At 58.4% G+C, this 26,345-nt stretch carries 32 protein-coding genes; 6 read left to right on the forward strand and 26 right to left on the reverse strand.

What is annotated here, in order from left to right; genetic code table 11:
• From DOM54_RS12675 to DOM54_RS12685, 3 genes are all read right to left on the reverse strand, one after another.
• On the reverse strand, positions 1 to 260 hold a 260-nt coding region (locus DOM54_RS12675; protein ID WP_240613891.1), incomplete at its 3' end, for a tyrosine-type recombinase/integrase.
• Positions 261 to 426: 166 nt separating this feature from the next.
• Complete coding sequence (locus tag DOM54_RS12680) at positions 427 to 1,242, reverse strand: GIY-YIG nuclease family protein (RefSeq protein WP_162619855.1); 816 nt, start codon at positions 1,240 to 1,242, stop codon at positions 427 to 429.
• 222 nt (positions 1,243 to 1,464) lie between these two features.
• The gene (locus tag DOM54_RS12685; RefSeq protein WP_110716698.1) at positions 1,465 to 2,526 is read right to left on the reverse strand and encodes a site-specific integrase; all 1,062 of its coding nucleotides are present in this window, start codon (positions 2,524 to 2,526) and stop codon (positions 1,465 to 1,467) included.
• 291 nt (positions 2,527 to 2,817) lie between these two features.
• Here DOM54_RS12685 and DOM54_RS12690 point away from each other — a divergent pair, with 291 nt between their 5' ends.
• Both DOM54_RS12690 and DOM54_RS12695 read left to right on the forward strand, forming a co-directional pair.
• Complete coding sequence (locus DOM54_RS12690; protein WP_110716699.1) at positions 2,818 to 4,053, forward strand: tyrosine-type recombinase/integrase; 1,236 nt, start codon at positions 2,818 to 2,820, stop codon at positions 4,051 to 4,053.
• A gap of 39 nt (positions 4,054 to 4,092) precedes the next feature.
• Positions 4,093 to 4,674 carry a hypothetical protein gene (locus DOM54_RS12695; RefSeq protein ID WP_110716700.1) on the forward strand — a complete coding sequence of 194 codons (582 nt, stop codon included), beginning with the start codon at positions 4,093 to 4,095 and terminating at the stop codon, positions 4,672 to 4,674.
• A gap of 758 nt (positions 4,675 to 5,432) precedes the next feature.
• On the opposite strand, the gene DOM54_RS12705 is transcribed toward DOM54_RS12695, so the two are convergent.
• Positions 5,433 to 6,443 (reverse strand): Ldh family oxidoreductase, encoded by a 1,011-nt coding sequence (locus DOM54_RS12705; protein ID WP_110716702.1) that lies wholly within the window; start codon positions 6,441 to 6,443, stop codon positions 5,433 to 5,435.
• A gap of 161 nt (positions 6,444 to 6,604) precedes the next feature.
• Between DOM54_RS12705 and DOM54_RS12710 the strand changes: the two genes are divergently transcribed.
• The 4 genes from DOM54_RS12710 (at position 6,605) to DOM54_RS20040 (ending at position 9,797) form a co-directional block, all read left to right on the forward strand.
• Positions 6,605 to 6,853, forward strand: coding sequence for a DUF1654 domain-containing protein (locus tag DOM54_RS12710; protein ID WP_110716703.1), 249 nt, complete (start codon positions 6,605 to 6,607; stop codon positions 6,851 to 6,853).
• Entirely contained in the window at positions 6,850 to 7,293 is a 444-nt protein-coding gene (locus DOM54_RS12715) for a LexA family protein (protein WP_110716704.1), read from the forward strand. The genes DOM54_RS12710 and DOM54_RS12715 overlap by 4 nt, the downstream gene beginning before the upstream one ends.
• 109 nt (positions 7,294 to 7,402) lie before the next feature.
• On the forward strand, positions 7,403 to 8,674 hold the full coding sequence (locus DOM54_RS12720) for a Y-family DNA polymerase (protein ID WP_110716705.1): 1,272 nt from the start codon (positions 7,403 to 7,405) through the stop codon (positions 8,672 to 8,674).
• 634 nt (positions 8,675 to 9,308) lie between these two features.
• Positions 9,309 to 9,797 (forward strand): hypothetical protein, encoded by a 489-nt coding sequence (locus DOM54_RS20040; RefSeq protein ID WP_162619856.1) that lies wholly within the window; start codon positions 9,309 to 9,311, stop codon positions 9,795 to 9,797.
• Positions 9,798 to 9,803: 6 nt separating this feature from the next.
• Here the strand turns inward: DOM54_RS20040 and DOM54_RS12730 are convergent, their stop codons facing one another.
• The 22 genes from DOM54_RS12730 to DOM54_RS12815 all read right to left on the reverse strand — a co-directional run bounded on the left by DOM54_RS12730 (position 9,804) and on the right by DOM54_RS12815 (position 26,292).
• Positions 9,804 to 10,466, reverse strand: a complete 663-nt coding sequence (locus tag DOM54_RS12730; protein ID WP_110716707.1) for an SOS response-associated peptidase — start codon at positions 10,464 to 10,466, stop codon at positions 9,804 to 9,806.
• A 361-nt stretch (positions 10,467 to 10,827) separates the two neighbouring features.
• Entirely contained in the window at positions 10,828 to 11,418 is a 591-nt protein-coding gene (locus tag DOM54_RS12735) for a hypothetical protein (protein ID WP_162619857.1), read from the reverse strand.
• A 3-nt stretch (positions 11,419 to 11,421) separates the two neighbouring features.
• Positions 11,422 to 12,270: a hypothetical protein gene (locus DOM54_RS20045; RefSeq protein ID WP_162619858.1), complete on the reverse strand. Its 849-nt coding sequence runs from the start codon at positions 12,268 to 12,270 to the stop codon at positions 11,422 to 11,424.
• Between the two features lie 13 nt (positions 12,271 to 12,283).
• Positions 12,284 to 13,006 carry a hypothetical protein gene (locus DOM54_RS20050; protein WP_162619859.1) on the reverse strand — a complete coding sequence of 241 codons (723 nt, stop codon included), beginning with the start codon at positions 13,004 to 13,006 and terminating at the stop codon, positions 12,284 to 12,286.
• The gene (locus tag DOM54_RS20055) at positions 12,999 to 13,286 is read right to left on the reverse strand and encodes a hypothetical protein (RefSeq protein ID WP_162619860.1); all 288 of its coding nucleotides are present in this window, start codon (positions 13,284 to 13,286) and stop codon (positions 12,999 to 13,001) included. The genes DOM54_RS20050 and DOM54_RS20055 overlap by 8 nt, the downstream gene beginning before the upstream one ends.
• Positions 13,286 to 16,237, reverse strand: a complete 2,952-nt coding sequence (locus tag DOM54_RS12740; protein WP_110716709.1) for a phage tail tip fiber protein — start codon at positions 16,235 to 16,237, stop codon at positions 13,286 to 13,288. The genes DOM54_RS20055 and DOM54_RS12740 overlap by 1 nt, the downstream gene beginning before the upstream one ends.
• A gap of 3 nt (positions 16,238 to 16,240) precedes the next feature.
• Complete coding sequence (locus DOM54_RS12745; protein ID WP_110716710.1) at positions 16,241 to 16,666, reverse strand: DUF6950 family protein; 426 nt, start codon at positions 16,664 to 16,666, stop codon at positions 16,241 to 16,243.
• Positions 16,663 to 17,139 (reverse strand): hypothetical protein, encoded by a 477-nt coding sequence (locus tag DOM54_RS12750; RefSeq protein ID WP_110716711.1) that lies wholly within the window; start codon positions 17,137 to 17,139, stop codon positions 16,663 to 16,665. The genes DOM54_RS12745 and DOM54_RS12750 overlap by 4 nt, the downstream gene beginning before the upstream one ends.
• Positions 17,140 to 17,142: 3 nt before the next feature.
• Positions 17,143 to 17,739, reverse strand: a complete 597-nt coding sequence (locus DOM54_RS12755; protein ID WP_206019096.1) for a hypothetical protein — start codon at positions 17,737 to 17,739, stop codon at positions 17,143 to 17,145.
• Positions 17,739 to 18,320 (reverse strand): hypothetical protein, encoded by a 582-nt coding sequence (locus DOM54_RS12760; RefSeq protein ID WP_110716713.1) that lies wholly within the window; start codon positions 18,318 to 18,320, stop codon positions 17,739 to 17,741. Before DOM54_RS12760 ends, DOM54_RS12755 begins: the two co-directional genes overlap by 1 nt.
• Positions 18,321 to 18,323: 3 nt before the next feature.
• Positions 18,324 to 20,942: a hypothetical protein gene (locus tag DOM54_RS12765; protein WP_110716714.1), complete on the reverse strand. Its 2,619-nt coding sequence runs from the start codon at positions 20,940 to 20,942 to the stop codon at positions 18,324 to 18,326.
• Between the two features lie 68 nt (positions 20,943 to 21,010).
• Positions 21,011 to 21,352, reverse strand: coding sequence for a hypothetical protein (locus DOM54_RS12770; protein WP_110716715.1), 342 nt, complete (start codon positions 21,350 to 21,352; stop codon positions 21,011 to 21,013).
• Positions 21,349 to 21,717: a hypothetical protein gene (locus DOM54_RS12775; protein WP_162619861.1), complete on the reverse strand. Its 369-nt coding sequence runs from the start codon at positions 21,715 to 21,717 to the stop codon at positions 21,349 to 21,351. The genes DOM54_RS12770 and DOM54_RS12775 overlap by 4 nt, the downstream gene beginning before the upstream one ends.
• A gap of 72 nt (positions 21,718 to 21,789) precedes the next feature.
• Positions 21,790 to 22,044, reverse strand: coding sequence for a DUF1799 domain-containing protein (locus DOM54_RS20060; protein WP_162619862.1), 255 nt, complete (start codon positions 22,042 to 22,044; stop codon positions 21,790 to 21,792).
• Between the two features lie 83 nt (positions 22,045 to 22,127).
• Positions 22,128 to 22,469, reverse strand: a complete 342-nt coding sequence (locus tag DOM54_RS12785) for a hypothetical protein (RefSeq protein ID WP_110716718.1) — start codon at positions 22,467 to 22,469, stop codon at positions 22,128 to 22,130.
• Between the two features lie 14 nt (positions 22,470 to 22,483).
• Positions 22,484 to 23,416 carry a phage tail tube protein gene (locus DOM54_RS12790; RefSeq protein ID WP_110716719.1) on the reverse strand — a complete coding sequence of 311 codons (933 nt, stop codon included), beginning with the start codon at positions 23,414 to 23,416 and terminating at the stop codon, positions 22,484 to 22,486.
• Positions 23,403 to 23,573, reverse strand: coding sequence for a hypothetical protein (locus DOM54_RS20065; RefSeq protein ID WP_162619863.1), 171 nt, complete (start codon positions 23,571 to 23,573; stop codon positions 23,403 to 23,405). The genes DOM54_RS12790 and DOM54_RS20065 overlap by 14 nt, the downstream gene beginning before the upstream one ends.
• A 14-nt stretch (positions 23,574 to 23,587) precedes the next feature.
• Entirely contained in the window at positions 23,588 to 23,995 is a 408-nt protein-coding gene (locus DOM54_RS12795) for a phage tail terminator protein (RefSeq protein WP_110716720.1), read from the reverse strand.
• Positions 23,992 to 24,579 carry a hypothetical protein gene (locus DOM54_RS12800; RefSeq protein ID WP_110716721.1) on the reverse strand — a complete coding sequence of 196 codons (588 nt, stop codon included), beginning with the start codon at positions 24,577 to 24,579 and terminating at the stop codon, positions 23,992 to 23,994. Before DOM54_RS12800 ends, DOM54_RS12795 begins: the two co-directional genes overlap by 4 nt.
• On the reverse strand, positions 24,576 to 24,881 hold the full coding sequence (locus tag DOM54_RS12805; protein ID WP_110716722.1) for a head-tail joining protein: 306 nt from the start codon (positions 24,879 to 24,881) through the stop codon (positions 24,576 to 24,578). Before DOM54_RS12805 ends, DOM54_RS12800 begins: the two co-directional genes overlap by 4 nt.
• Positions 24,878 to 25,870, reverse strand: a complete 993-nt coding sequence (locus tag DOM54_RS12810) for a major capsid protein (RefSeq protein WP_110716723.1) — start codon at positions 25,868 to 25,870, stop codon at positions 24,878 to 24,880. The genes DOM54_RS12805 and DOM54_RS12810 overlap by 4 nt, the downstream gene beginning before the upstream one ends.
• Before the next feature lie 62 nt (positions 25,871 to 25,932).
• Positions 25,933 to 26,292, reverse strand: a complete 360-nt coding sequence (locus DOM54_RS12815) for a head decoration protein (RefSeq protein WP_110716724.1) — start codon at positions 26,290 to 26,292, stop codon at positions 25,933 to 25,935.
• Positions 26,293 to 26,345: the final 53 nt, after the last annotated feature.

A 26,345-nucleotide genomic window follows, 5' to 3' on the forward strand; every position in this document is an offset into this window, starting at 1 on the left:
TGCTGCTGGGCAAGATCAGTGCTACCCATACTATCCAGTTTCGCAACCAAATCCTCCGCCCGAAGATGCGTATACCGCCTCAGCATCTGCATTGACTTGTGGCCACTGATCGCGGCGACCTCCTGGTCGGATAGCCCCGCCTCTACCAAGCGGCTGACGGCCTCATGGCGTAGATCATGAAAGCGAAAGTCATCGAGCCTGGCCTGCTTCTTCGCCTGGTTCCAGAGCTTGGTGTAGGCGTAGGGGGGCGCGCTTTCCATCCTTTCCAGGCTCACCGAAGAACACCAGGTCGCAGTCGAGCGGGCGCACCGGATTGTTCAGCGCCTGCTTGAATACTTCGGTAGCCGCCTGGGTCAGCGGTACCAGGCGGGCTTCGTTGTTCACAAGTTTTAGACAAGGAGGCTATGCCATTAGCTGCCCGTGAATTCAGTTATAATTACTTCTCCCCCTCCTCACGGACAAAGGCTTTGGCTTAAGCTCGTAAGCATCTAATATCTTTTTAGCTACTCGCCTGCTTATAACCTTCCCTTTTATTCTTTTTAACACCTCCGACTTATACTCCATCGACCTGAATAGCAATAGGTGGTAGGCTTCTTTCTTAAACTCATAGCTAAGCAACTCATCAGTTGCTACTTTCATATATGCTTTAGCCATGTGCTCCCATACCTTAATCTCTCTTTCAGGCTCTTTGTCACGGGAGAAAGACTCGCCCATCTCATCCAAAGATATAGGAAAAACCTCTTTCAAAACCTCATTAATCACTGCAATTCTTGCTTTTTGACCATCATCAATCACGCTGGTCCCTATAGGCGACTCACTTATCTCATCTATAGAACAAGAAACAAGCCTACCACCACCCTCTTTTTTAAGATGCCTTTTTACACTGCTTTCTTTTTTAACATCAGCGCCGCTTACTTCTTCATCAATCACCACTTCCACTGCTGCGGAACCAAACAAGTTTTCACATACCGACCATAATGCATTCTTAGCAACCTTAAGTGGAATGTGAAAAAACTCTCTGCTTCCGTTTTTCCTATATGAAGAAAGAACCTTATGGATTGCATCCTCTGCGACAACACAGTCCGGAACCTGACAAACATAAACCAGTTCAAAGTGCTCCGGCACACCCGTAGCGTTCCAATAAATCTGCTTGGCCCGTATTACCGGAGAATTTTTAGTCCTCCCGATTTTAAGCACATATGGAAGATAAGACTGATTCTTCAGGATATAAACATATTCCACCACAACACCTCAACCAAAGAAACATGAAACAAATTCATATCATACTAACAATGCGCAGCATACTGGCAACTCCATTTTGACTCAACATAAAGCACTGACATTAAACAAAAAAAGCAATATAACCACCCACTAACTAATAATGCACTCACCCCAAACCGCTAAAATTTCGCGACATTGTCATCATCTTTCAAACAAAAGGGCTATATTTTTTTCGGTCTTGAACTATATTTCACTAATCCTATCCAGCTTGGCGACTAAATCCTCCGCTCTCAAATGTGTATACCGCCTCAGCATCTGCATCGACTTGTGCCCACTGATCGCGGCGACCTCCTGGTCGGATAGCCCCGCCTCTACCAGCCGGCTGACGGCCTCATGGCGTAGGTCATGAAAGCGAAAGTCATCGAGCATGGCCTGCTTCTTCGCCTGGTTCCAGAGCTTGGTGTAGGCGTAGGGGCCGCGCTTTCCATCCTTTCCAGGCTCGCCAAAGAACACCAGATCACAATCGAGCGGGCGCACCGGGTTGTTCAGCGCCTGCTTGAACACCTCGGTGGCGACCTGAGTCAGCGGCACCAGGCGGGCTTCGTTGTTTTTGGTGTCCGTGAGGCGCACCACGCGGCGTTTCACGTCGACCCGGGAGCGAGTGAGGGTCAGGATCTCTGAGGAGCGCATGCCCGTCTCCAGGGCGATTCTGGCGATCCAGGCCAGCATGGGATTGCTGTGCTGCCGTAGCACGGCGAACAGGCGCTTCTCCTCGTCGGCGCTCAGGCGCCGGTCGCGCCCTTCTCCAGGGCTGGGTTTGCGGATGTTCTGGACGGGGTTGTAGGTCAGGCCCAGTCCCCACTCCTGGATGGCTACGGTGTAGAGGTGCCCGAGCAGCGCGAGCTCCAGGCGCACGGTATTGGGGCTGATGGGCTGGCCCCGATACCCGAGGCTGTTCAGCCGGTCATCGCGGTAGTTGGCCACCAGGTCTGGCGTCAGGGCCGCGAGGGAGTACTTGCCCAGGTGCTCAACCAGCGTGTTGGCCTTGTGGCGTTCGCTCTTTTGGGTGCTGGGCTTCTTGGTGGGAGTAACGTCGGCCAGGTAGCGCTTGAGCGCGGCTTCGAGCGTCATGCGCTCCGAGGCACTGCGCTGGATATAGACGCCACGCACCATTTCATCTTCGGTACGGCGTGCCCAGTCCTGAGCGTCTCGTTTGGTACGGAAGGTCTTGGCGGTGGTGGGCCAGCCGGTCTTGCGGATGACGGCTTTCCAGCTACCGGCAGGGGTCTTGACAATGGTGGCCATGAAAGTCTCCAGGGGGCTGAAGGATCGGCACTGTACCGAAACTGTACCCTTGGACTATGGGACTCACCACAGAAAATTCTTAAGTAGCTGATTTGAATGGTGGGCCCAGTAGGACTTGAACCTACGACCAAGGGATTATGAGTCGATTACATCGACTGTGGCAGGATGGGACTAAGTGAGTAACGGCGCGGCCTGCGACGTGGCTTAGCGGGGAATGGTTGTGTAAGCTGACCCCATCATGTGGCGACCTAACAGCCCCCCATACAGCCCCCTGGATAATCCCCTAGTCTCATGCTCAACGAGAAACAGCTGCGGGCCCTAAAGCCGCGAGAAAAAGAGTTCACGCTCTCGGATGACGGGCAGCGTGGCGTCGGTCGTTTGCAGATCCGGGTCAGGCCCGGCGGCGCCAAGGACTGGCTATACGTCTACTACCTCAACAAGCGCCGACGCAAGGTCGGCATCGGTGCCTATCCATCCATCAGTCTCGCCGACGCGCGCCGGAAAGCCGCAGAGCTATCCGGCCACCTCTCTGATGGAGACGACCCGGCAAAGATCGTACGCGAGAAGCGCGCCGCCAGCGAAACCTCTTACGGCACCCTGGGCGACCTGATCCAAGCATACACCGCCGACATGAAGGAGCGCGGGCGGAACACTGCCGACGAGGTGATGGAGCGCTGCCAGCGGTACGTGAAAGGGCCCTTCCCTGCCCTGTGGTCGAAACCAGCGAAGGAAGTCACCAGCGGCGATATCCGTGACATCCTCGCCCATCACATCAAGCGTGGACTGACGACCACCACCAACCGCCTTCGCTCTTGGCTGCACACCGCCTACCAGTACGGGCTGGCGATCGAGCATGATCCGCGGCGCCAGTCCGTAATCCGCTGGGAGCTGGAGACTAATCCGGTGTCGGTGGTGCCCCGGCAAGCGGATTGGGAGCGCCAGGGCGAGCGCGTCGTTTCCGGTAATGAGCTGTCAGCGGCTTGGCACGGCCTACCCCAATACTCGCCCGCGGCAATGGCGCTTCGCCTCGTCATGACCACAGCCGGCCAGCGCCCCCAGTCGTTGCTGAGGCTCCGGGTCGAAAACATCGACTTTGATCAGGGCATCATCGAAATCCCAGCGGCCGCCAGCAAGAACGGCCAGCCCCACGTTGTGCCGCTCAACGAGTATTCGCGCGACATCCTCACCTACCTTTGCGAGAAGGCGCTGGCTCGTCACTCTCCGCTGCTCTTCGCCAGCCCGAAGAATCCCGACGAGCACATCGGCATTACCTCCGTGCCTCATCTGTTAGGCAAGTGGCAGCGCGATGGCAAACGGGAAAGGTGGTCGCCGCGGGACGTCAGGCGAACCGCTAAGACGGTGCTTGGGCAACTCGGCGTCTCGAAGGAAGATCGTGACCGACTGCATGGGCACGCGATGCACGACGTCTCGAGCAGGCATTACGATCGCTACGACTACCTAGCGGAGAAGCGGGCAGCTATGCAGGTTTGGGCCGCCTGGCTGAATGGAGTCATCAACCAGGTATGAAATAGAAGCGAACAAATTTAAAAACGAGGACGATAAAACATGTCACCAGAGATCCAACAAGCTTTAATAGGCGGCGGGGCTTCCATAGTTGGAGCTTTCTTAGGCTCAGGTATCGTTTCCTACATGACAGGGATTATGTCTGAAAAGAAGCAGGCTGATATTTCAACCTACCTATCCATCAAAAAGCTGTGCTCAAACAACTCTTTAACTTATATCAAGAATGCCGACTTCTTCGACGGATTGCCCCAGTGGGTTGTGTATCCAATCTATGACATAGCCAGGCTCGACGACAATAAGAACAACTGGCACTTCCACGATAGGAAACTACACGAAGCGCTGCGAAGAGTGATAGCGGCCGCCGAAGAGTTTTCGAAGGAGGTTCCGTCAAGAACGACTCCGGAGGGTCAGCGACCTAACGCGATTATAACCACGATGTCTAATAGGTCCAGGGCGGACCATCATGAGAAGCAACGCTGTCGGCGAGAAAGCGAGGAGCTTGTGGATGTTTCTAACCGTTTTTACGATAGCGTGATTGAGTTTGATAGCATTGCCATAAGGAGGCTCAGATTATCGTCTGCTGACTCCCCTTCTCCTGCGCCAGAGGATTTGGTTCAGATCTAGCTATTACAGCGGATTTTGAATCCGTTTCCAATATGATCCACGGCCGCGCTTGCAACGGGCCTTTCTATATAAATCAGTTAGTTAGACAGTCCCACAAGTCACACCGCAATCGTCGCGGTCGCAGCATCTGCGACCAAAATGCGACCACTATCTATTCCCACCAGCGTCACAGTGACTTACATTCCCCGCGTGCGCTTGGGGAGAATTGCATGCTCAACATAATTGGACTCATAGCTGGCTTCATTGGGGCCATATGCCTGCTGATTGATCCGAACAGTTGGATCTTGGGGAAGTTCACGAAGGTCTATATCGAAAAGAAAGACTCAGAGTTGACTGTTCCCGAGTACAACGCCTGCAGTCGTAGATGGCTGATAGCCCAGCGGCTCGTCCGTCGAGCAGGCATCTTTCTAATCGCTGCCGGTTTCGCTCTTCAGCTGCTGGCCGCTTTGAGTGATCGGCTAGGACCTTGGTGGTGATGGTTCGATAACATCCAGCATACGCCAATGATGCTGCGCACTGTCGGTTTATCCAGCGCCGAAACGGCGTAAGCCGCGCCATATCTGGCCTCAGCACTGCCAGACTATATCCTTCGACAGCGCCAAATTGGCATAGTTTGGCGCTCGGTTTGCCCCATTTTTGCCCCATGGTTTTGTACGCCTGCCGGCCTGGACGACATTGGCCAATAGACGCGTCAATGCATGACTCCGGGCAATGGCCTAATTCCTCTATCAGGCCCACCGCCGGCGCCATAGAATGAATCAAGCCAGCCTTTCCAACTCCTCGTACAGTGGCATCGGAATCGTCACGCCGCGCTCAAGACTCCGCTCACGCGCTTCGAAACGACGCTGAGAAGGTAGCCGTGCGCCCTGGTCCAGAATCCGATCGAACAGCCCTTCAGCATGGATGAGTTGAGACTCGCTCTGTGCACCGAGGAACGTCTCTGGCGAGAACGCGATGACGATCTCGCCATGCTGCGGTCTGCCGGTACCAGCATCATTGGCGGGTGATGTCTCGTGGCTCAGGGCATCACCGATCAACGGGCCAGCAAGCAGCTCGATCATCGTGGAAAGCGCTGCCCCCTTGTGGCCGCCGAAAGGGAGCATGGCTCCCTCAAGGGCCGCGGCAGGATCTGTGGTCGGCTCCCCCTCTGAGTTCAGCGCCCACCCTTCCGGGATCGAGTCGCCGGCGCGCCGATGCAGCTCGATCTCCCCGCGTGCCACGACACTCGTGGCGAAGTCGAAAACGTAGGGCAACCGACCCGGTCGTGGCCAGGCAAAGGCAAAGGGGTTGGTGCCGAGCAGAGGGTTTGATCCGCCGGTCGGCGCGACAAAGGCGTGAGTCGGGTTCATCGCCAGCGCTGCAAGACCCAATTCGGCTAGCGCCTCCACCTCGGACCAGAGTGCGGAGAAGTGAAAGCAATGATTGATGCCTAGCACCGCTACACCGTTGCGCTCCGCCTTCTCTTTCAGGTGCGCCTTGCCGGTCTCGAACGACAGTAGCGAGCATCCGCCACAAGCGTCGATCTTGACGACGCCCGGCGCTTGGTCACGAACTACCGGTTCGGCCTGGGGATCCAGTCCGCCCTTTCTCGCGGCATCCACACAATTGATCAGGCGATAGAGCCCGTGGGAATGACACTCATCGCGCTGGGCTGCAACGACGCTGCGCGTGATGGCATTCGCATGGGCTGGGCTGAATCCCGCTTTGTCCAGAATGCGGAGACTCAGCGACTCGGCCTCTTCAAGGCGGAGAGAAACATCGTGGGTCATCGTCGACTCGACCTCAGGTATTTGTCATACATCATAAGTTCGAGGCCACGTGACTGGCTATCCTCATGCGCTAGACGAAAGTGGCACGCATTGATTTGCCTCCTGCGGGCTCCTTGCCTGATACTGTACGTGCATACAGTATTCTTAGGGAGCACGCTGTCATGTCTGCACAGTTCAAAGCCGCCGCGTCATACCAGCGCTCGGCCAAGCGCATCCAGCAGCAGATCGCCCGGGCGCGCGATCGCAAGCAGTACGCGGTCACCGTCTACCGCTTCGATGAAGACGACCCCGCAGCGTGGGATCGCATGCTCAACGAGTTCGAGGAGCTGGACTATGTCACGGTCAGCCGCGTCGGCGTGGCCGAGGCGCTGATCACCTGGAATGCAGCGGAAGCGGAGGCGGCGTCATGAATACCGTCGTCGATGTTTTAGGCCAGGCCGACCTGGGCGCGCCGGTCGCTTCCATTCCTCTCGCCGCGGGAGAGGTCCGCGCGGGCTTTCCCTCGCCCGCGGATGACTATCTGGAGACGACGCTCGATCTCAACGAGCTGCTGATCCCGCACCCGACGGCGACGTTCTTCGTCAGGGCCAAAGGCCACTCAATGGAGCGTCACGGAATCTACGACGGCGACCTGCTAATCGTCGATCGATCCCTGGAGGCTGGCGTTGGCGATGTGCTAATCATGGCGGTGGACGGCGAGCTGACGTGCAAGCAGATGCAGAAAATCGGCCAGCGCTACTACCTGTGCTCGGGCAATGAACACTTCCCGCCGATCCCGCTCGCAGGGTGCGAGTGCCATTGCTGGGGTGTGGTGACAGACAACGTCCATTCGCTGCGCAGAAAGCGGTAGGAGGCGTCCCTGCCAATGGAGCTCCTTTGCCCCCGCACTGGAGGGCAGCTTCGAGTGTCCACTCATAAACCAGATGGTCAAGATAACTATAGTCGTATGAGGTAGCGCGATGATCGGATTGGTCGACTGCAACAACTTCTACGCCTCGTGCGAACGGGTCTTCCGCCCGGACTGGGGAGGCCGGCCTATCGCGGTGCTGTCGAACAACGACGGTTGCGTGATCGCCAGATCGAACGAAGCGAAGGAATTGGTCGAGATGGGCGCGCCGACATTTAAGATACCGCCGGCGGCGCGGCGCGAGCTGATCCTGGTCTCGTCGAACTACACGCTCTATGGCGACATGAGCCGGCGCGTGACGGCGACGCTTCGCGAGTTCACACCCTACGTCGAGATCTACAGCATCGACGAGTCGTTCTTGGGATTCGAGGGTTTCCCGGTCGAGCAGCTCGAGGACCATTGCCAGCGGCTACGCTACGTCGTCCGTCGCAACACCGGTATTCCGGTGAGCGTGGGCCTATCGACTAGCCGAACGCTGGCCAAGGCTGCCAACCGTCTGGCGAAGAAGATCCCGGCCTATGAGGGCGTTTGTCTGCTCCAGCCGGACAGCGATATCACGCGGCAGATACTCGAAGACATGCCCGTCACTGACCTGTGGGGCGTCTCCGGCCGGCTCGGCCAGCGGCTGGCGCAGATGGGCATCGTCACTGCCTGGCAGCTGAGAGAGGCAGATCCAAAGCGGATCCGGTCCAGATTCTCGGTAGTGCAGGAGCGACTCGTCTACGAGCTACGCGGCATCGACTGCATCGACACCGATGACTACGGCGAGCCGAAGAAGAACATCATGACCAGCCGATCGTTTGGGCGGCTGACGAGTGACCGCCATGAAGTCGAGCAGGCGATCCGTGCGCATGCGGCCCGCGGCGCCGAGAAGCTGAGGAAACAGGGATCGGTCGCCCGGGCAATCCAGGTGCACCTGAAAACCAACAAGCACAGGGAAGACCTGGCGCAATACCACCCCGCCCTGGTCGTCCAACTCCCCCACCCCAGCAACGACACGCGCGTGATCGTTGGCTCCGCCCAAGCCGCGCTCACACGGATCTACCGCGGCGGCTATCGCTACATGAAGGCCGGCGTGATGATGCTCGATCTATGCCAGAGCGATTCTCTGCAGCACGACATATTCGATTCACCAGAGAGCGATGCCGAGCGAGAGCGATCGGCCAAGGCCAGCGCGGTGATGGACGAGCTGAACCGACGCATGGGGCTTGGCACGGTAAGGCTGGGCGGAACGAAGGGAAAGGCAGATTGGAAGTTGAAAGCAGAGCTTCTGACGCAGCGCTACACAACGCGGTGGGATGAACTGCCGGTGGCCAAACTGTAGGAGAAAATAAAAGAGGGCCAATGCGCATGCGCGAGGGCCCTCAGTCAGCACTGCCGATAGGTGCTGCTATCACGGCCCTCGCATCCGTACGTCCTTGGCACAGGGAAATCCGTTTCCGGGTTCCTAGCGAGCGTCCATTCCGTGGACGAGCACAGGCTACGCGCAAAGAATGATTAGCGATACTGATACAGATCAAGTTTCGAGAGAGATTTGTAACCGAGGGTACAAGAAAGCCGGCTGTTGCCAGCCGGACCAATCCACGCCCAGTGAGTCAAGGCATCCATGCCCAGCGTCCCGATTCACCGGATCGAGGACTCGGCGCCGGTCCATGGCGCCGAACTCAATGTGGCCCACGAACTCGAATCCCGCCATAGAAAAACCCGGCCCCACGAGGGGCCGGGTCATCATTCCACCCAACAATATCGCCAGGCGCGGAGAGAGTCGCTCCTGACAAAGAGACTATCGGCGACTGTCTGGCTTGATTGAGTAAGACATTACCTCCAAGGGTTGTAGGAGATTGGCTGCATCTCATCGCTAACAGTCAGGTTAAAATCAAGAACAGACTCGTGATAAATTACTACACCATTACAGCCGTTGATTGGAAAAACATCATAACCACACCTATGGAAGAGCCGTGAACATACCCAGCATACCAACAGACAATCTATATAAATTTTTTGCCATAACAGGCATTTTTATCTTTTTCGGTACGTTAGGAGCAAGCGCTTACCTCAACTTCACAATTACAAAAGAGTTAGATATTCAAGACATGAATCAGGCAATATTAGGAAAAAGAATTGACTACAACACATCTGATGTGGAAAGGCTCAACAAAATGCGTGATGCAGCCGAAAAGTCCAACCAAGTCTCTAAAGCAAAAATAGACAATCTGGTAAAAAGAGTTAAAAAAGTCAACCAAGAAAACGCGATAGCAAATATTAAAAATAAATACCACACAAAAAGAATCAAAGCGCTAATCCGATACGAGGACAAGGTAAAGCTTGTCAAGTGGGCACTATTGGCAATCGGCTTGTTTTTTATATTGGCGGGATTCCTGCTTTGGTATTTTATGTTGCAAAATCCCATTGATAAAAAATTAAAAGCAGAGGCTTCTAAAGAGTGACCGTAATTACAGTGGGTCGATCAGCGCCGGGCCCCCATTATCGCCGGGGCGATTGACAGCGGTGCTCACCGTCCAGTGTTGTATCAGTTCGGCGCCGATGTGACGGATGACACCACGGATCGCCTCGCGCTCCGTGAAATGCGGATCGAGCCACGGTTCGAGCGAGTCATCGTCGAGCGCCAGCGGCATCCGGTCGTGAACCTCGCGAGCAGTACCCCGCGCCGGCTCGGTGATGATCGCCACCCCGGGCGGCTTGTCATCACCCCGCTCGGTCCAGACCCCGGCAAGATACAGCGTCTGGTTATCCACCCGCGTCAGGTAGTGCGGCTGCTTGCGCCCGTCCACGTTGAGCCACTCATACCAGCCATCAACCGGGATCAGGCAGCGGTGACGCTTGAAGGCAGGTGCGAAGTAATGGCTGGTGGCAATGGTTTCGGCTTTGGCATTGATCGGCTGTGGGGCTTTGGCATCCGCCCAGTAGGGCTGGTACCCCCACCAAAGCTGTTCAATCGTTACTGGCGCCTCAGCCGCAACACGGCGCGCAACGCTGATCAGCGTGCCTGGCGGCACGTTGTAGCGAGGCTCGGCGTCAACGAACAGGTCGTGCTGATGGACGGCCTTGGCGAGCGTTGAGAGGTCGAGTGAATGGAAAGCGAATCGGCCGCACATACCCGCAGCATAGCCGATGAATAGCTAGCCGTAACAAACGCGCAATGGGAAGCTTGAAGGAAACCCCGGCCGTAGTGGCCGGGGAGTCAGTTACAGCGGGAGATATGCATCCTCAAGGGTGCCCGCTGCCGCCTCCAGGGCCGCCACCATGGCTATGGCCGCCACCATGATCAGAACCACCGTGGTGTGGTCCCCACCAAGCGCACCCACTCAAGGATAGCGCGAGTGCAGCCATGAGAACGAACGTCAATTTCCGCATTATCTATCTCCTAAAGTCGATGACCACGCGGCGAGGACACTAATCAGAGATAGAGACGGAATCGGGTACGAAGCGAGGAAAAACACGGCAAGCGTCAGCTAACTATCCCACCGCCAGACTCTCCCACGTCACCGCCTGGGCCTCCTCCACCGTCTCGGCCGCCTGAATCATCCACTCCCCTCTCTGGCGCAGGCCGGTGTATTCCTGCCATTGTATGAACGCCTCGGCATTGCGCAGCACGGCGGCTACGAGATCCGCCAGGGACTCTGTACCGTCAGTGCCGTTCCTGCCCTTGAGGATCGCAGAGAGCGCCGGCGTCGCGGGCATATCGCCTTCGCTGCCAGAGTCCAGCCACGCCTGATACGCTGTCGCCTCGTTCTGCTGCTGGGTCCAACTCAGGCGCTCGATCGTCGGGTACTCGCGCAGTAACGGCGTGGCAGCGGCTTCGTAGTCAGCGTTGAGTTCCACTAAGGCCTGATTGCGGGCGCGGTTCAAATTACGATTCGGCGCAATCAGTTTGTCGAGAGTCTCCTGGTCTTCCTCTATCCATTTGCCGTTAAGCCACCGGGGCTTAACGCAAGGCTGAGGCGGCCTAACATCAATAACATTTGATGGTAGCGACTCATCAGCACCATCAAAAATTACATCACCGACAAAATACCCATCACTATCTATTTCAAATAATAGTTTCATTGGTTACCTTTCTGCTCGAAATGTAATACCAGACAAGCTCACCCAATCGACGTTTGTTGGATCATCTCCCCAGGCCCCGCTGCCACCGTTCACCCCGCCACCACTCGTAATATCAAGTCGACCAACGTTGACGTTAGACGCACCTTCGTCGCAGAACACCAAATGAATTTGATTATCTCCAGGGCGGAAACCACTGGGCAGGTTGAAAATATTAGTTTTGTACCACCCCTCGAAGGTTCTCAACAAACCTTTAAGATGCACATACCCCAAGGCGTCACGACGATATTGCACAGTGTCATATGACCCACTGCTATAATTAGTCCAGCCACTATTCAACGTTGGTGATATCCAGCCGGAATCCTGGGTAGAGTTATAATATGTATACCAATCACCCCACCCGGTTGATCCGTATGCCCGCGTTCTCAATTGAGCTGCTGAGAACGTCACTTCCACTAGAATCATAGAACCAACACCCGAGTTATATGATGACCAGAGGACAGTGCCTTGATATGAAAAATTGCTTGTGACGCGATATAAACCGGAGGGCACACTAGTTGGATCAGAATCTAGATTTTCTAGCGGCCATGTCGGAGGGGTAGTACTAGTCCCAATACCGTATTTTTGCATTTCAGATAAAGAAGCACCTGCAAAATTTATTTTCGAACGTAGCGTTGATGCATTACCGACTTCTGCTGCTGAGAGCGTATCAAATAGTGACAGCTCTCCTAGCGTGCGATCGTCGACGACCTGGGCAGCCGCTAGGATCTTGGCGATCATTTGACTGGCTGTCTGGTATGCCTCGTCGATCGTCGCTTGCAGCTGCTGCTGGTCGACCGTGCCGTCGTTTGCCATAGTTCCTCCGGGATCAAAAGTTTGTCAAATCAACGACTAGGTATAGGAAAGAGAAGTCTTCCTTAGAGGCTGGCTGCTCTGATGTGCTATTAGCAACCTGCTGTACAGACGATCCACCACGCTCCACGCGAACGTCGTCACTATTAGCCGACGAGACGGGAAATATGTTGATGGTGAGTAGGTATGTCGGAATGCTGCCAGGGTTGAGAATCTGATATGTCGCTCCCGCCTGCCTGGTCGCGGGAAGCATTCCCACAATTCGCCCGGGATAGCTCCGTGAGATAGACCCGCCGTTGATGATGTCGCCTCTATCGCCTGATATTACGTCGATGATTCTCAGATATTTGTTACGTGAGTCAAAAATGGTCGAGTTGTTTGAAGGGTTTAAAACTTGGATTCCATAGTTGGTGTTGAACTTTTCACCATAGCGGGGCTTGTCGAATATCCATACGGTAATGTTTTTTGGATTAGGGCTATCATCACTTCGATTCGCGATGACATAAAACGTAAAGCCATTGCCATCTTTCTCTATCAGACGAACAAAAGCGGGGTCACCCGTGAGGACTATTGCCGGGGTATCGCACTGCCTTGAAAATTGCTTTGTGTACCCAGTGGCAGAACCCGGGCTTTCATCAACGGATACATTGAACTTGTATCTTAAGCACAGATTTTCGTATGAGCCGTTAACCAAAATCTCGCTTTGATCATTAACTATACTTATTCCGTAATCAGCCATTGACATAAAACCCGTAATAGAAAGAGGTGTTTATCCTTGTATATTCTCTTGGATCAAACACCCAGCTTATCGTCATGCCGTTGATCGAAAACGCTGGAACGAACATTCCAGTGGAATTTCCTTGAAGGGAAAAGAGGAATGCCTTCCCATTGCCGGGAACTGTTAACGATCCGTTCGATGTGCCTGTGCTGGCAATCCCGAGTATTCGGCTGAACGAGGTTGAAAGGTCGTAGAGCACATCACCGCTAGGGGAGAGGAACTGAAATCCGTAAGTCGCCATCAGTCCAGTCTCCCCTCGCGAATTACAGCGCGTCCTTGCGAGTCCAAGACCTCACGCGTGCTGCCGTTCCATCTGATCCCGCCGCCGCTGGAGTCGAGAGAGTTGAACTCGAACGTACCGTTTTTGCGCAAGGCGAATGTCGGGCGCCCATTCGCAGCATTGATGCTAGAGATGACCTCGCGCGCCGTGATGTTGTCGGCATCCAGGAACTTCGCCTTGATCTTCCCGTTCTGGATCAGGACTTCACCGGTATCGCTGACCAGTTTGCTAAATTTCACCGTGCCGATCAGCGCCTCGGGGATGACGACGCGGCCGCCCTCCACGACGAACGCCAGCACCATCTCACCCGATACTTCGTTGTAGATGTAAAAGCGATTGGCAACGGCGCCGATCTCCGCAACCTGGCCATCCGACCGCATTCCCAGCACGGCCTTCTTGCCGCCGACTTCGACGACACGCAGCGCAGTCGAGGTAAACGAATTCGTCTGCGGGTCCCACATCGCGTAGAACTCGTCCTGCACGTTCGCCTGGGCCGTCTTGACCTGGTTGATCAGCGTGGCCTGGCTGCCCTGTGTGGTCTCCACCGCGGAGAGCCGGGTATTGGCCTGCGCCTGCCCGGCCTCGAGCTCGTTTGTCAGCTCAGCGAGCGACCCTTGCGCGTTCTCGGCGACGGTCATTCGCTGCACCAGGCTCGACTGCCCGGTCTGCAGCGTCGTGACCTGCTGCGCCAGCCCGGCGCGAACGACCTGCTCAACGCGCAAGGTTGAGGCTGACGCCTCGCCACCGGCCTTGATCAACAGCAGCTTGAGGGCGGTTTCCTGATCGGCGTGCTGCAGCTCACCAATCGACTCCGTGTTCGCATCGAGCTTGTCACGGAACGGCGCCACAGCTTCCTCCGCCGCTTCCGTGATCTGCCCACCAACCTGTTCGATCACGCCCGGCGAAACACCGTTGACCATGGCCTCGTAAAGCGAGCCTTCGGCTTCGATGTCGGACTGAATGGCGCCGAAGATCTCGGTGAAATCCGACGTCGTCGCTACTTCCTGGAAGTACAGGTCGCTGTGCCCGTAAGCGTTGACGCTCTCGACCCAGTAGTAATAGGTCGTGCCGAAGGCGCGGCCCGTGTGGACGAGGCTGGCGCCGGTGCTTAGCAGCTGGGCCGAGCCGCGCACCTGGTTGATGTCGAGCAGTGTCGGCGAGTAGTAGAACCGGAACGAGACCGGGGTGCCGTTCCACGCCAGTTGCGGGATCAGCGTCACTTCGTTGTTCGTGACCTGGACGATGACGCGGTCCGGCATCGGCGGCGCGTTGACACTGAACGTGACCGTGGCCGCGCCGGACTGGCCGAAGCTGCCCCGGGTGCGCACCTCGGCGACGTACTGCCCGGCCGGCAGCCCACCGACGGTGCAGGTGGTCGCGCTGGGTGGCACCTCGATCGCTTGCACGGCCTGGCCGTTGGATCGCAGCACGACGCTATAGCTCTGCGCGCCGGTGACGGCGGACCAGTCGAGCCGGCCCTGCACCGTCTCCCCGATCGATTCGAGGGTGTAGATCAGCCCGGAGGGCGCGGCAATGCCACCGGTCGGCAGCGAGATGAAGCCCAACGGGTCATAGGGCTCGCCCACCGCGTCGTCGTAGATCTCAGGATCTTCCGCCGAGAGCGTCACTTTGCAGCCGCTGTCGCCGTGGAAGTCCCAGTCCGTAATCCGGAACTCGCCGTCGATGTTGATCGACGGCAGGTAGACGCGCACGACCCGGCCCGGCCGGCAGGCATAGCCACGGAAGTTGAGCGTCAGCGACAGCGAGCCGCCGGCGCGCTTCTTGCGAAGCGCGATGTTGGCCAGCCGCTGGGCCTGATACGGCGAGAACACGTACTGCAGGTCGAGCGAATCCTCGATCGGGCCGCCGTCGGCTTCGATCCACTCCGCCACGCTCACGGCCGGATAGTCGGTCTCGCTCCAGCGCTGGTCCGGGTCGATGAATTTGCCGGTCATGGTGTTGACCGCGTCTGCCTGGGCCACCTCGGTCTGGCCGCTGACGGCGCCGATCACTATGTCTTCGTCGATGGTCAGCTCGTAGGGCCCGTAGTAGGCCCCGGCCATCAGTCCGAACTTGCCGCCGATTCTCACCACCTGGCCACCGCCGGCGGCTTCCATATCGGCCAGGACGCGGTCCTTGCGCGTATCGGCCTTGAAGCCACCGCCGATGGTGTAGCGCCGCTCGGTCCCGCCGTCCGGTGTCGTCACGGTCTCGTCGCTGACGTTGGCCGCCGAGATGAACATGTCCCAGATGATCTCGTCATCGGGCACGCCAAGCCGGGTGCGCAGGTACCAGAGGATCACCAGCGCCCAGTTATCGCTATAGCCGGTGGTCTCGGTGCGAGGGTCGTAGATCTCCCGATTGCCACGCATCACGAACAGCGGTGTGGGGATGCCCGACGCCCAGTAGTCGCGGTCGTACTTGAGCGACATGCGAACGTAGCTCAGGCCCTTACCGATCTGGCTGTCTCGCCAGTCCGGAGAGTTGTCGAGCAGGTACTGGTTGGCCGTGCTGGGGCTTCGGATCAGCGCGTACTGGACCAGGTCGTCGGCATCGGCCGCCGGCTCCTGGTTGAGATAGAGCTCGTCGAGGGATTCGATATCGCCCTCGCTCAGGACGTAGACCAGGTGCAACCACTCGCGCTTGGATTGGTCGCCCTCTTCCTCCTGTGCCCAAGCCAGCAGGCCACCGACCGCACAGCGGCCGAACTGGTAGTGGGCCGGCTCCTTGCTCGAGCGGATGACCTGCTTGAGTTCAGTCTGGGTCGACGCGCCGATGTTGGCCTCCGGCGTCAGCGACGACGAGGCGAACATCGCCCCGCCGGCGAGCACGCCGAGATACGGATTGCCGGTGGCGAATCCGACGGCCACACCGACCGCGACGCTGGCTACCGCCTTGACCGCCTTACCCATCCGTTATTCCTCGTTCTGCTCGTCGCGGGCCTCGACCCGCCAGGCGATCAGCGGCGCGGCTTTCGCCCGGGCCGCGCCCTCTTCCGTCACACACCAGATCCCGCCGGACCAGACCACCCCGATGCAGCGGCCCAGAGGGGCATCGAACAGCACCACGTCACCGCGCATCGCTTGGGTCACCGGCACCCGCTCGAAGCACGCATCCCATGCCGCCTCGAGGCTGCCGTGGGTGTTGGCCAGCACGCGCTTGGCACCAACGGCCGTGTGGTACCGGCCGCGATAATCGGCAGCCGGGTCGACGCCACAGATGGCGACGCAGCAGTCCGCGGCAAACAGGCAGCAGTCGTTTTCGCCCCACGAAAAAGCCGCCTCGCGGGCGGCTTGTAGGGCTTGCTGTAGCTGGCGTGGCCAGTTGGGGTATCGGTTCATTTTTCGGGATCTATCCCTAGCAGACCACGCCCAGTCGAAAGGGCATCGTCGAGTATCTGCAGAGCTTCTTGATACGCTTCAGGAGTCGCTGACTCCAGCCGGGAGAATGTCCCTCCAGGCTTTATATCCTCCACAACAGCCATGATCGACATATAGAACGAGATAAGGCCAATCACATCCTCCCGATTTAAGAGACCGATATCTCCAATCAAACTGTCGTAGACAACTCTGTAGCTGTTGGGTATCACAGCCGTGAGTGTATCGACATCACCCTCAGCTCGAAGACGAATCATTTCCCGATAGTTACGCTTTTCGATAATCCCAATGATTGATGCGACCTCAGTGAATAGCGCATATCGCACAGCGTCTTTTCGTTTGCTCTTATCAAGGAAGTGCTTTAGGACAATCGCGCCGAATGCCGCCAGTAACGTGAAGACACCGGTCAGCACCTGGGGATATAGAGCCGGGGGCATAGATCACCTCGGATACGTGAATGAGGGAGCATCCTTCTTCGCTCCCCAATATATCGGCCAATCGGCAAGCTGAGCCACCGCGAAGAAGAATCGGTCGCCGGGGTGGCGCTGCCGGTGGTTTTCGTCGGTCCAGCGCTCGGTGCCCTTCCGCTGCCAATCGGCCATCCGATCCGTGATCGCCACGCTGATCGCGTTGTCGTCGTCGCTGCCGGCATAACTGAACTGGGGTGCATCCATCTTGCCGCTGAACAGGATGTCGGCGGCATAGCTGCCGTCGTCATCGATCGCCACCAGCAGCAGGCGACCGAAGCGGCCACGGCACCGCTCTACCTGGGTGCCGGCGATCAGCTCGGCGTCCAGGCCGGAGAGCGTCAGCGTCACGCTGGCCGGCGATCCGCTATCGAGCTTCTCGTTCGTCGAGGAGATATCCCCGAACGTGCCGACGCCGTCGAACGTCTCGCCGTTGATGATCAGCGGGCCGGTACCGGTATGCGCCCGCACCATGCCACTCACGAAATCCAGCTCGCAGGCATAAGCCAGTTTCACGTTGGGCCGGCTCAGCAGCTCCACCACCGGATCAGAAAACGGGAATGCCGACATCAGAACGCCTCCCGGCAGTCGAGCGTGCCATCCGCCATCGCGCTACGAATCGTGTTCTCTTCGTCGTCGCTCGTGAGCCTCATGATCGCGAATGGTCGTGTGTAGTTGATTTCCGTGCCATCGGCCGGCGGCAAGCGTAGCCAGGGCGCCACCTGAATGGTGGCGTTCCCTTGACCATTGCTCGTCACGTCAGCCAGCACCTCGAGGAGTTGGTCATTGACCGTAATGTAATCACCCATGCGAAGCACTAATGTGCTTGGCTGCCAGCCCCGGCTAGGCAGCGTCCCTGAGGCATTTCCATTGCCGTTGACCCGAACGGTGCCATGATCTGGACGGCCCGAGCGCCGCCAGGGATACAGCTTGAAGGTGCCAGCCATTCCCTGAAGGGAGCCAACCAGCGTCGTAAGCAGCCGCTCCTCACGATCATTGAGGTTCTGGAACTGCATCGTGCACTTCCAGTAAGCCCCCGGATAGGTACGGATCTGCTGAGCATTCGTGAATACCGAGGTGAACGCCTTATTGTTGAACGCCCGGCCCCAGCGCATCCGGTCGCAGTACAGACCTTCCGGCCATTCGATCATTGGTTACACCCTCAATTGCCGGCGAATGGGCCCATTAGTCTTGGCGTCCTGGAAAACCCTTCGATACGCGTTTTCCTCGGCTTGCTCGATCCGCTGAAGCGTCGCTTCATCAACCTGCCCTTGGATATGGAAGGTGTTGGTGACAACCGTCCTCGCTTCGCTACCGCTAGAGGTGCCGGCCGCATTCGTCTCACTGCGCGCGTTCGCTCGATCCAGATATTGCTTGAGATCTGCGTTGGTGCGGCGATCAACGACGCGCTCGTTCTTCTGCAGGTTCCAGGTGCCGTCGGCAGGGATGCTGTCGATGCCGTCGTGAGCCTGGCCTGACAATGTGATGCCCTGAACCGCTGCCGCCTGGGCTACCTGTGCCGCAGCGGCAGCCGCGCCCGCTGCCGGTGCCAAAACCGGACCCACGTAGGGGATGCCGATCATGGCGTCGTATGCCTTGGAATAGGAAGACGGCACGTTCATCAGTGCCTGGGCCACGGCAAACGCTTTCTGCGTTGCGAATAGCGTGCGGTAAAGTCCTGACTGCTCGCCGGCAAAGGCGCTGGTCAGCCCCGCGAGATCGCCGAACATCGAGGACCAGCCCGCGAGCCGGGCCTGCTGGGTCTGCATGTCGATCTGCTGCAGCTGCGTGGCCCGCTGCCGCTCGAGATCCGCGATCACCGCGCCATACTCGTCGGCCTTGTCGGCTTCGGCGGACTTGAAGTCCTCGTACATCGCGATGCGTTCGGCGTACCACGCCTGCAGCTGCGCGCGTTCCTGCTCGATGCGGTTGGCTTCACCGAACGCGCCCGAATACTGCGCGTCAAGCCCCTGCATCTGCGGCGCGCCTTCGCGAGCCTGATCGGTGATCGCCTTGCCCACGTTGCGCTCGGCGATGCGTCCGGTCGCTCCGCCGATCTGCTGCGCCTGATTCCGTGCGTCGAACAAGTCCGAAAGGCTCGCCGAATTGACGTAGTTGTCGAGCAGGTCCTGGCGCTGCTGGAGTAGATCGACCTCTTTCGCTCGGTTCCGCAGCAGTTTCTTCTGGTCAGGATCGAGGTCTTTCAGCGCTCCCGATTCGACCTCGTAATTGATGCGCGCCAGATTCGACGTCTTGCCCATCAGCGCGATCTGCTGAGCTAGGCTCTGCGCCGTCGACTCATAGCGGCTTTTGAGTTGATCGGAGAGTTTCTGGGCTTCTGACTTCGTCGTGCTCTGCGTGCCATTCAGCTTTTTCAGCTGATCATCGATGTTGGCAATCGAGCGACGGATTGCCTCGGCTTTCTCAGGCTCTTTATCGAGCGCATCAGTCAACGTCTTGCGATCAGCGATCAGTTGCTGACGCTTGGCATGGTCGGCGTCGTAGGTGGTCAGCAGCGGCTTGAGGGCGCTGGTCAGCCTGTCCGTTGCGGCGGCATCTTCATCGGTCGCATCGGCGTGCGCCTTTGCGGCACCGTTGGCGACACCGATTCCCGAAACAAGCGACCCGAAACTGTCGAACACCCGACCGTTGACCGCTGCCAGCTCGGCTTGCTTCTCAGCCAGCTTTTCGTTGACCGCCTCGACACTGGCATAGCCGTTGCTGATACGGTCAAACCAGTTTCCGTTGGCCAGCGTCTGCAGGTAGTCGATCTCGGTGCGCAGGGCATTGGTCCGAGACATATCCACGCTGAAATCGTCGCCAATGCCGAACTGATCGGACGCCCAGACGCGGAGCTTGTCATCGATCGTACCCACCTCACGCACCAGCTGGAGTGAGCCCTTAGCCAGCCCCTGGGCCATCTTGGCGCCGATGCTGGCGACATCGTTCAGCGCCTGCTGGAAACCCGGGTCAGAGACGAGATCGTTCAGCTCGCCAAGGTTGTTTGTGGTCTCAGTGATCGCCGGCGCAACCGCGATGGTCATACGATTGGCGAAGCCTTCGGCAAAACCGGTCAGGCGCGTCAGGCCATTGCCGGCATCGACGAGCGCCTTGTTCTGCTCCTCATCCAACGCGTAGCCGAAGTCTCGCGCCTCATCGGCTGCGGCTTTCAGCCCGGCCGCGTTGTTCTCCAGCAGCGGCAGCAGGCGCGATAGATCGTTGCCCAACGATTCCAGCGCGTTGATCCGGGCCGCACGCGGTAGCTCGTTGAGCCGCGCGGAAATCGCCAGCAGCTGCTCGTCGGGCCGCAGGTTGATCAGATCCTGAACCGACAAGCCCAGATTGTTGATGACGTCCAACGCCTCCCCGCCACCGTTGGCATAGGCGTCACCGATCTTGTCGGAGACGTCCTTGAGAATGTCGCCCATGGCGTCACTCTCGAGCCCTACACTTTTGGCTGCGTATTGCAGCTCCTGCAGCCGTCCAGTGGACACACCGATAGAACTGGCCAAAGCTGCCGTTTCACGGGCCGCGCTGGCCTGACGCGTCACCATGGCCGCAAAGCCAGCGGCGGAGAGACCCAAGGCGCTTGTCAGTCCGCCAACGACACGCGTCGCCGTACTCCAACTGTTCGAGAGACTTTCGGTGCTACTGCGTGACTGCCTGGACTGACGGTCAAACCGCTCGAGCTCTTCACGGTTCGCTTTGATGGCGCGCACGCCACCCTTGCCGTCACCCGAGATTATGATGCCGGTTTCGAATTTCTTGGCCATGGGAACCTCAAACGACAGGCATAAAAAAACCCGCCGAAGCGGGGTAGCATTTGGTGTGGCCTATAATCTCAATTGAGGATAGTTAAAAACATGATGACCACGAAAATGATAATTATAATCAAGAGAAATTTAGCACTGTCTCTCTCTTTCTCTTCCTTCTCGGTAAACTTAGGGGGAGCTTGAATATCTCTCACGATCGCTTTGCTTTCTTCGACGTATAGGGTCTCGAAAGTACGTTGATCTTCTTCAGTCATGAGATCCAGTCGATCCTGGATGTTCTGCTCCATTTGCAACCCCAAGCGCTCCCCCTCAGCGCTATCGAAGCCTACTGAACGCTGTATACGTATCTGAGCCAGTATCAGTTCTCTGATTCCCTCTCGATCAAGCGGCAAGAGCTGATCATCGTTCATTGCTGGAACTCCAGAAGCCACTGAATAGCTTTAGGTGAGCACTCGAGCGTGAGCCGCTTGCCACCCTCGATATCCAGCTCTGCAACGTTCCGTTTCTCGCGCAGAAAGCCAATGCCAAAGCCCATGAGGAGGCCCACAATAGCGCCCAGCAGGTGAAGCACCACTAGACCGATACCACCCAATATCAGCATTGCCACCAAACCCTTCGAAGCATTGAAGCCGCTGTCGCTTTCGACGCGGGTGTCAATGCTAGTGACCTGTTCGGGTTTGAAAAGATGCTTTTTCCCCGTCTTTACCACCAACGTGTTGTCCCGGCTGATATGGGCCGATCCGCTGGTGCCAAACGATCCTCCAATGACTTTCATCAATTCCCCCGCGCGTGTCGCTTTGTATCGTATCCGCAACACTAGGCCACGATGCGCCCGATATGGCAACGGTCACTCGTTGATCACTTCCATGGCCCCGCGCTCGATCTCCTGAATCTGAGCAAGCCGCTTCTCCTGATCTTCCCAGCCGAGCCGCGCATAGCGCGGGTGGCCGTACACTGCCTCGTAGACCAGCCCCTGGTAGATGATCGACTTGGCGCCCGCGATGGTGCGCCACTGGGAGCCGCACGACAGGAACACCTGCAGTGCATCCCAGTGTTCCGGCCAGCAGTCGCACGTCTCCGGCTCGAAATAGCTATCAGGCAATGAAACGCCGAGGATCTCGGCGTCGCTGGCCAGCTCGTTCTTGCCACCTGAGCCAGCGCCGGCCCAATGCCGGCCCAGGTCTCTCAGTTTTTTTGCGCGGCCGAGGCGTACCCCTCTTGGGCGCGGAACCACGACGTAATCAGCGGTCGACGCGTGTGGGGCCACCTGAGGAACCACGCCCGCAGGTCGGCATCATCATCGACCGCCTTGCCCTTGTCGTCGGTGATGCCGATCAGCTCGACCAGGTCATCCTCGACCAGCTGCTCGTCGCTGACGTTGCCGGCGTTGATCTCCTTGACCCTCGCCTGACTGTCATCGACCGGGTACAGCTTCCAGCGAGCCTGGCAGGTCGCCGGCTCGCCGCTTTCCGGGTCGACGATAGTCACGTCGACCTTGATGGTGGTGCTATCGCTCTTGACGATCATGCGCGCTCCAAGGCTCAGGTGTATTTGATGGTGAACTCGTCATCGCCCTGGTCGGGGTTCAGACGCATGTCCATCGTGTAGTGAACGGTACCGCTGCTATCGCTGCGGCTGATCGTGGACAGCTGAACTTTCGGCGCGGCGACCGTAACGATGTTGCCGGGATTCGTGCCGTGCACGAGCGTGACCGGCTCCAGCGTAATCACCTCGTGGCTCTCGATCGCCTCGAAGTAGTTCTTCGTCGTGATGTCAGGCGCTTCAATCTCGACGCTTCCAGCACCCTCTCGATTGGTTACCTCAGACTGTTCTTTTCCCAACTTCGAAACGAACTCAACAGTGTTTCCCACATTCAGACTGAGCGATTGAAGAACAGCCTTAAAGCCGTGAACGCTGCGATCAGGCGTGTTTTGGTTATTCACGATCAGCTCGGCAATAGTGTTGGTCGGCTGTTTATTGATTGGGTTGGTCAGCGCTTCGGGACGCTTGTAGAGGCCCGTGAAGGTGAATGACATCGTCGGGTACTGCTTGACCGTGAAAGACCATTCCACCGTGCCGCGAGCCCCTGGGACTTTCTGAAGCTGCCCGTCTTCGACGAACCAAAGGCACACGGATTCAGCATTGTTTGTTGCCGGTTGATAGGTAACCGAAACACCTTCCTCGATGCTCTCCGACATCGAGCAGGCACGCAGCAGCAAGCCATAGGCCGGAGGCGTACCCACGGTACCGGAGCCCGCAATGGGAACCGTCGCCGTCACAGTGGCGTATGGCGCGGCGTTGGCTTCGGGCACGGCACCGAAATACTCCCGCAGCCTGTCTCTGGTGACTCGATCCCCTTCATAGGGACTGTTGTCCAGCTCGGAAACGGTGATAACGACGGCATTTTGTAGGTCAGCGCCTGCGTCATCTTCAGCTTCCGGGGCAACGAGCAGCAGCTTTTTACGCGTCTTCATCGGCGTCGGGCTCCTGGGAGGGTTCGGGTTCGACGGCCGTTACCGGCGCGTCCTCGGTGTCTGGCTGCGGCTCGGCTTGCTTCTTGCCGCCGCTGAAATGGGCAAGCTCACGCTTGCCGCCGCGCAGCACATAGCTGCCGCCGGATCTTGCGGGCATGGGGATTCCTCGCGTTAGCGAATGTGTGTGTCGGTCGACCACATCTCGAGCCACCAGACATAGCGGCCCTTCACGTCCGCCTGCTGGCCACTCTGATACTCCATGGGGTCGTGATAGGGGCTGAAGTCGTGGCCGAACAGCGCGCGGCGAACCTGCTGGCGCAGCTCACGGAACTGGTCGCGCGGCGAGACGATCCAGATGCCATAGACCTGTTTGACCGCTTGCACGGGTCGCAGCGTCTCCGCCGCGCCTTCGGCCGCATCGTTCTCGATGTAGACGAACGCGGCGGGTAGTTCTTCGCTGAGGTCATCGATCGGCTCGGCGAACCAGGCTTCATTGACGCTCTGCAGCAAGGTGCACTCGGCGCGCAGGCGCTCGATCACCTCCAGCGTCAGATCGTCGCCACTGGCTATCTCGCTCATTTTTTGCCTTCCTCCTCGAGCAGCACCTCCATGCGCCGCGAGAATTCTCGCGGTAGCACGTCGCGCGCTACATCGGTCGCGCCGGTGATCACGGATTCATGCGCGACCATGCCGGGGATCGAGGGGCCATACTGGATGCGTGGCGATCCGTCCTTGGCCCGGCGCATGATCTCGCCCTTGGCGTACCAACCGCCGGCAACCAGCTGCCGGCCCTTGTCCCTGCGGATCGCGACTGAGACGCCCCGACGCCGTGCCATGCTGCCCTTGCGCGGTCCGCTCTTGACCTTGCGGCGGGAACTGACCGTCACCCAGCGGGTCTTGGGCGCGAACTGTTCCAGCGGCAATCGTCTGCCGGTATAGATCAGCGCGCGGGTTGCCATCTGCCGATATTTGCGGATCTGCACCTTGCCGTTGAGATCCTTGGCGCGCAGCGGATACACGCCGCGAACCTCGCGCGAGATATAGGTCCGCACGCGGCTCGTCGCCGTGGCCACCGACTGGCGTAGCGATTTCTCGACCACACCATCGTTGAAGCGCTTTTTCAGGCTGTTGAGACGGTTGATGTCGTGCTTGTACTCGATCATCCGACCTCCAGTTGGCGAAAATCGCCGTCGTCGGTGAGCGTGCCCAGCACCTCCCAGGTCTTGCCGTCGATGACGATCTCGTCGCCGCGCTGGTACGTCGGCACCAGCGCCACGGGGATCTCGACCGCCTTGACCGACGTGGGGAGCTGATCGCCTTCGCGGTACACCTCGAACGAAAGGTCCAGCTCATACGGCACGCCCGCGATCGTCTCGCCGTTGGCGCGCCGGTAGGTGGCCAGGCCGTCGGCGAGATGGTCAGTCACAGCGGCATTGAGCCGCCGTGTCAGGTCGCGGAATGTCACGATCCGGATTCGACCAGCTTGATGGTCGCCCCGGGGCGGGTGTTGAGGTGGATCGGATTAGACTGCGCTTCTAGATCGATGCCCTTGTTGTGGGGCAGCGGTTCGGCGCTCGAGTAGAGCGGCAGGCCAACGGTGTTGACCGTCTCGAGGTAGTCGCCCGGCGCGAAGCGGGTGATGAGCTTGTCGACGGTACCGGTCGGCTCGACGTAGGCCGCGGTGTCCTCGACGAACGCCTGGCCCTTCACCGTGCCGCGGTAGCGCTCCCAGACGATGCCGCCGAACTCGAACGATTCACGGGCGTCATCACGCAGGCGCTGGCTCATCTGGTAGCGGTAGGTCTCTTTCACGCTGGAGTGAGAGATCAGCTTGCGCCAGAACGACTTGCCACAGAGCGCGTGCGCGCCCGCGAAGATGGTTTCGCCCATCCCCTCTTCGATCGCTTCCAGCACGTCCAGACACTTCATCTGCACATCAGTGCTGGCCGTGCCGAGCGCGAAGTTGATCGTCTTCTGCTCGATGCCGAATGCGCTGTAGAGATCCACCAGCACCGTGATGCCGTCGGCATCGAGGATCTTGCCCTTGATGGCGCCGATACGATGGTACTCGTGAGTAACGTCGATGCTACGAGCCATCTTCGTCAGGCGCTGGTTGCGCAGGGTCTCGATGGCTTGCAGCTGGTTTTCGGTACCAAAGGCCCGGACGTTCTGCGTCTCGTCCGCCAGTAGCGTGGCGCGGGTCGGCAGGTGCAGCGCGGAGAACGTCACGCCGTGGCGTTTGTCACCGGCGAATACCGTGCCGGGTGCACCGCGCTCCTTGGTCGGCACCAGCTGCAGCTGGCCGCCGGATTTCTCGATCACCATGGAGGTGGTCGTGAGCCCTTCGGCCTGGAACCAGCCAAGCTCGCCGAGACGACGCGGAACGTATTCCTGCTCGTTGATGGCCGCCGTCAGGCTGGTGACCGTGAACAGGTCGGTTTCAAACAGATTCATGAGGCGTTGCTCCTGAGATTTTGCGAGATTTCAGCTCTGCGGCGGCAGAGAGGTTGATTCGATCAGCGGACGACGATGCCGGCGCCGTCCAGCGCTTTGAGCGCAGTGGTCTTCTGGGCATCAGTGATGCCGTCCGGCCAGGCCAGGCACTCGTCGTGAACTTCGCAGTCGCGGGCGTGGACGACACAGGGAACGGGGCCTTCGCTGGCGTCGGTGGGCGCGTAGAGAATCGCGGCGGCGGTCTTGGTTGCGTCGTTAGCCCCAGGCGCCAGCGCGACGAAATCGCCATCGGCGTTTTTTGCCAGCACGGTGCCGGCGGCATGCTTGCCTGCTGCCAGAATGCCCTGCTCACGCGAGCGCTGGCCGTTGGCTTCGGACACGACGTGTTCCCCCGTCCAGCGGGGTTCGGTGATCATTGCCATGAGTTGCTACCTCTGGGATGGAGTGGCGCAAGGCGCCGGGGGAATGTGCCGGC

The organism is Salinicola acroporae (assembly GCF_003206615.1).
Taxonomy (GTDB): domain Bacteria; phylum Pseudomonadota; class Gammaproteobacteria; order Pseudomonadales; family Halomonadaceae; genus Salinicola; species Salinicola acroporae.

Coding starts and splice junctions, on each gene's coding strand:
- DOM54_RS12685 (WP_110716698.1), bottom strand. CDS start 2,526: ATGGCCACCATTGTCAAGACCCCTGCCGGTAGCTGGAAAGCCGTCATC.
- DOM54_RS12690 (WP_110716699.1), top strand. CDS start 2,818: ATGCTCAACGAGAAACAGCTGCGGGCCCTAAAGCCGCGAGAAAAAGAG.
- DOM54_RS12695 (WP_110716700.1), top strand. CDS start 4,093: ATGTCACCAGAGATCCAACAAGCTTTAATAGGCGGCGGGGCTTCCATA.
- DOM54_RS12705 (WP_110716702.1), bottom strand. CDS start 6,443: ATGACCCACGATGTTTCTCTCCGCCTTGAAGAGGCCGAGTCGCTGAGT.
- DOM54_RS12710 (WP_110716703.1), top strand. CDS start 6,605: ATGTCTGCACAGTTCAAAGCCGCCGCGTCATACCAGCGCTCGGCCAAG.
- DOM54_RS12715 (WP_110716704.1), top strand. CDS start 6,850: ATGAATACCGTCGTCGATGTTTTAGGCCAGGCCGACCTGGGCGCGCCG.
- DOM54_RS12720 (WP_110716705.1), top strand. CDS start 7,403: ATGATCGGATTGGTCGACTGCAACAACTTCTACGCCTCGTGCGAACGG.
- DOM54_RS12730 (WP_110716707.1), bottom strand. CDS start 10,466: ATGTGCGGCCGATTCGCTTTCCATTCACTCGACCTCTCAACGCTCGCC.
- DOM54_RS12735 (WP_162619857.1), bottom strand. CDS start 11,418: ATGAAACTATTATTTGAAATAGATAGTGATGGGTATTTTGTCGGTGAT.
- DOM54_RS20045 (WP_162619858.1), bottom strand. CDS start 12,270: ATGGCAAACGACGGCACGGTCGACCAGCAGCAGCTGCAAGCGACGATC.
- DOM54_RS20050 (WP_162619859.1), bottom strand. CDS start 13,006: ATGGCTGATTACGGAATAAGTATAGTTAATGATCAAAGCGAGATTTTG.
- DOM54_RS20055 (WP_162619860.1), bottom strand. CDS start 13,286: ATGGCGACTTACGGATTTCAGTTCCTCTCCCCTAGCGGTGATGTGCTC.
- DOM54_RS12740 (WP_110716709.1), bottom strand. CDS start 16,237: ATGGGTAAGGCGGTCAAGGCGGTAGCCAGCGTCGCGGTCGGTGTGGCC.
- DOM54_RS12745 (WP_110716710.1), bottom strand. CDS start 16,666: ATGAACCGATACCCCAACTGGCCACGCCAGCTACAGCAAGCCCTACAA.
- DOM54_RS12750 (WP_110716711.1), bottom strand. CDS start 17,139: ATGCCCCCGGCTCTATATCCCCAGGTGCTGACCGGTGTCTTCACGTTA.
- DOM54_RS12755 (WP_206019096.1), bottom strand. CDS start 17,739: ATGTCGGCATTCCCGTTTTCTGATCCGGTGGTGGAGCTGCTGAGCCGG.
- DOM54_RS12760 (WP_110716713.1), bottom strand. CDS start 18,320: ATGATCGAATGGCCGGAAGGTCTGTACTGCGACCGGATGCGCTGGGGC.
- DOM54_RS12765 (WP_110716714.1), bottom strand. CDS start 20,942: ATGGCCAAGAAATTCGAAACCGGCATCATAATCTCGGGTGACGGCAAG.
- DOM54_RS12770 (WP_110716715.1), bottom strand. CDS start 21,352: ATGAACGATGATCAGCTCTTGCCGCTTGATCGAGAGGGAATCAGAGAA.
- DOM54_RS12775 (WP_162619861.1), bottom strand. CDS start 21,717: ATGAAAGTCATTGGAGGATCGTTTGGCACCAGCGGATCGGCCCATATC.
- DOM54_RS12785 (WP_110716718.1), bottom strand. CDS start 22,469: ATGATCGTCAAGAGCGATAGCACCACCATCAAGGTCGACGTGACTATC.
- DOM54_RS12790 (WP_110716719.1), bottom strand. CDS start 23,416: ATGAAGACGCGTAAAAAGCTGCTGCTCGTTGCCCCGGAAGCTGAAGAT.
- DOM54_RS20065 (WP_162619863.1), bottom strand. CDS start 23,573: ATGCCCGCAAGATCCGGCGGCAGCTATGTGCTGCGCGGCGGCAAGCGT.
- DOM54_RS12795 (WP_110716720.1), bottom strand. CDS start 23,995: ATGAGCGAGATAGCCAGTGGCGACGATCTGACGCTGGAGGTGATCGAG.
- DOM54_RS12800 (WP_110716721.1), bottom strand. CDS start 24,579: ATGATCGAGTACAAGCACGACATCAACCGTCTCAACAGCCTGAAAAAG.
- DOM54_RS12810 (WP_110716723.1), bottom strand. CDS start 25,870: ATGAATCTGTTTGAAACCGACCTGTTCACGGTCACCAGCCTGACGGCG.
- DOM54_RS12815 (WP_110716724.1), bottom strand. CDS start 26,292: ATGGCAATGATCACCGAACCCCGCTGGACGGGGGAACACGTCGTGTCC.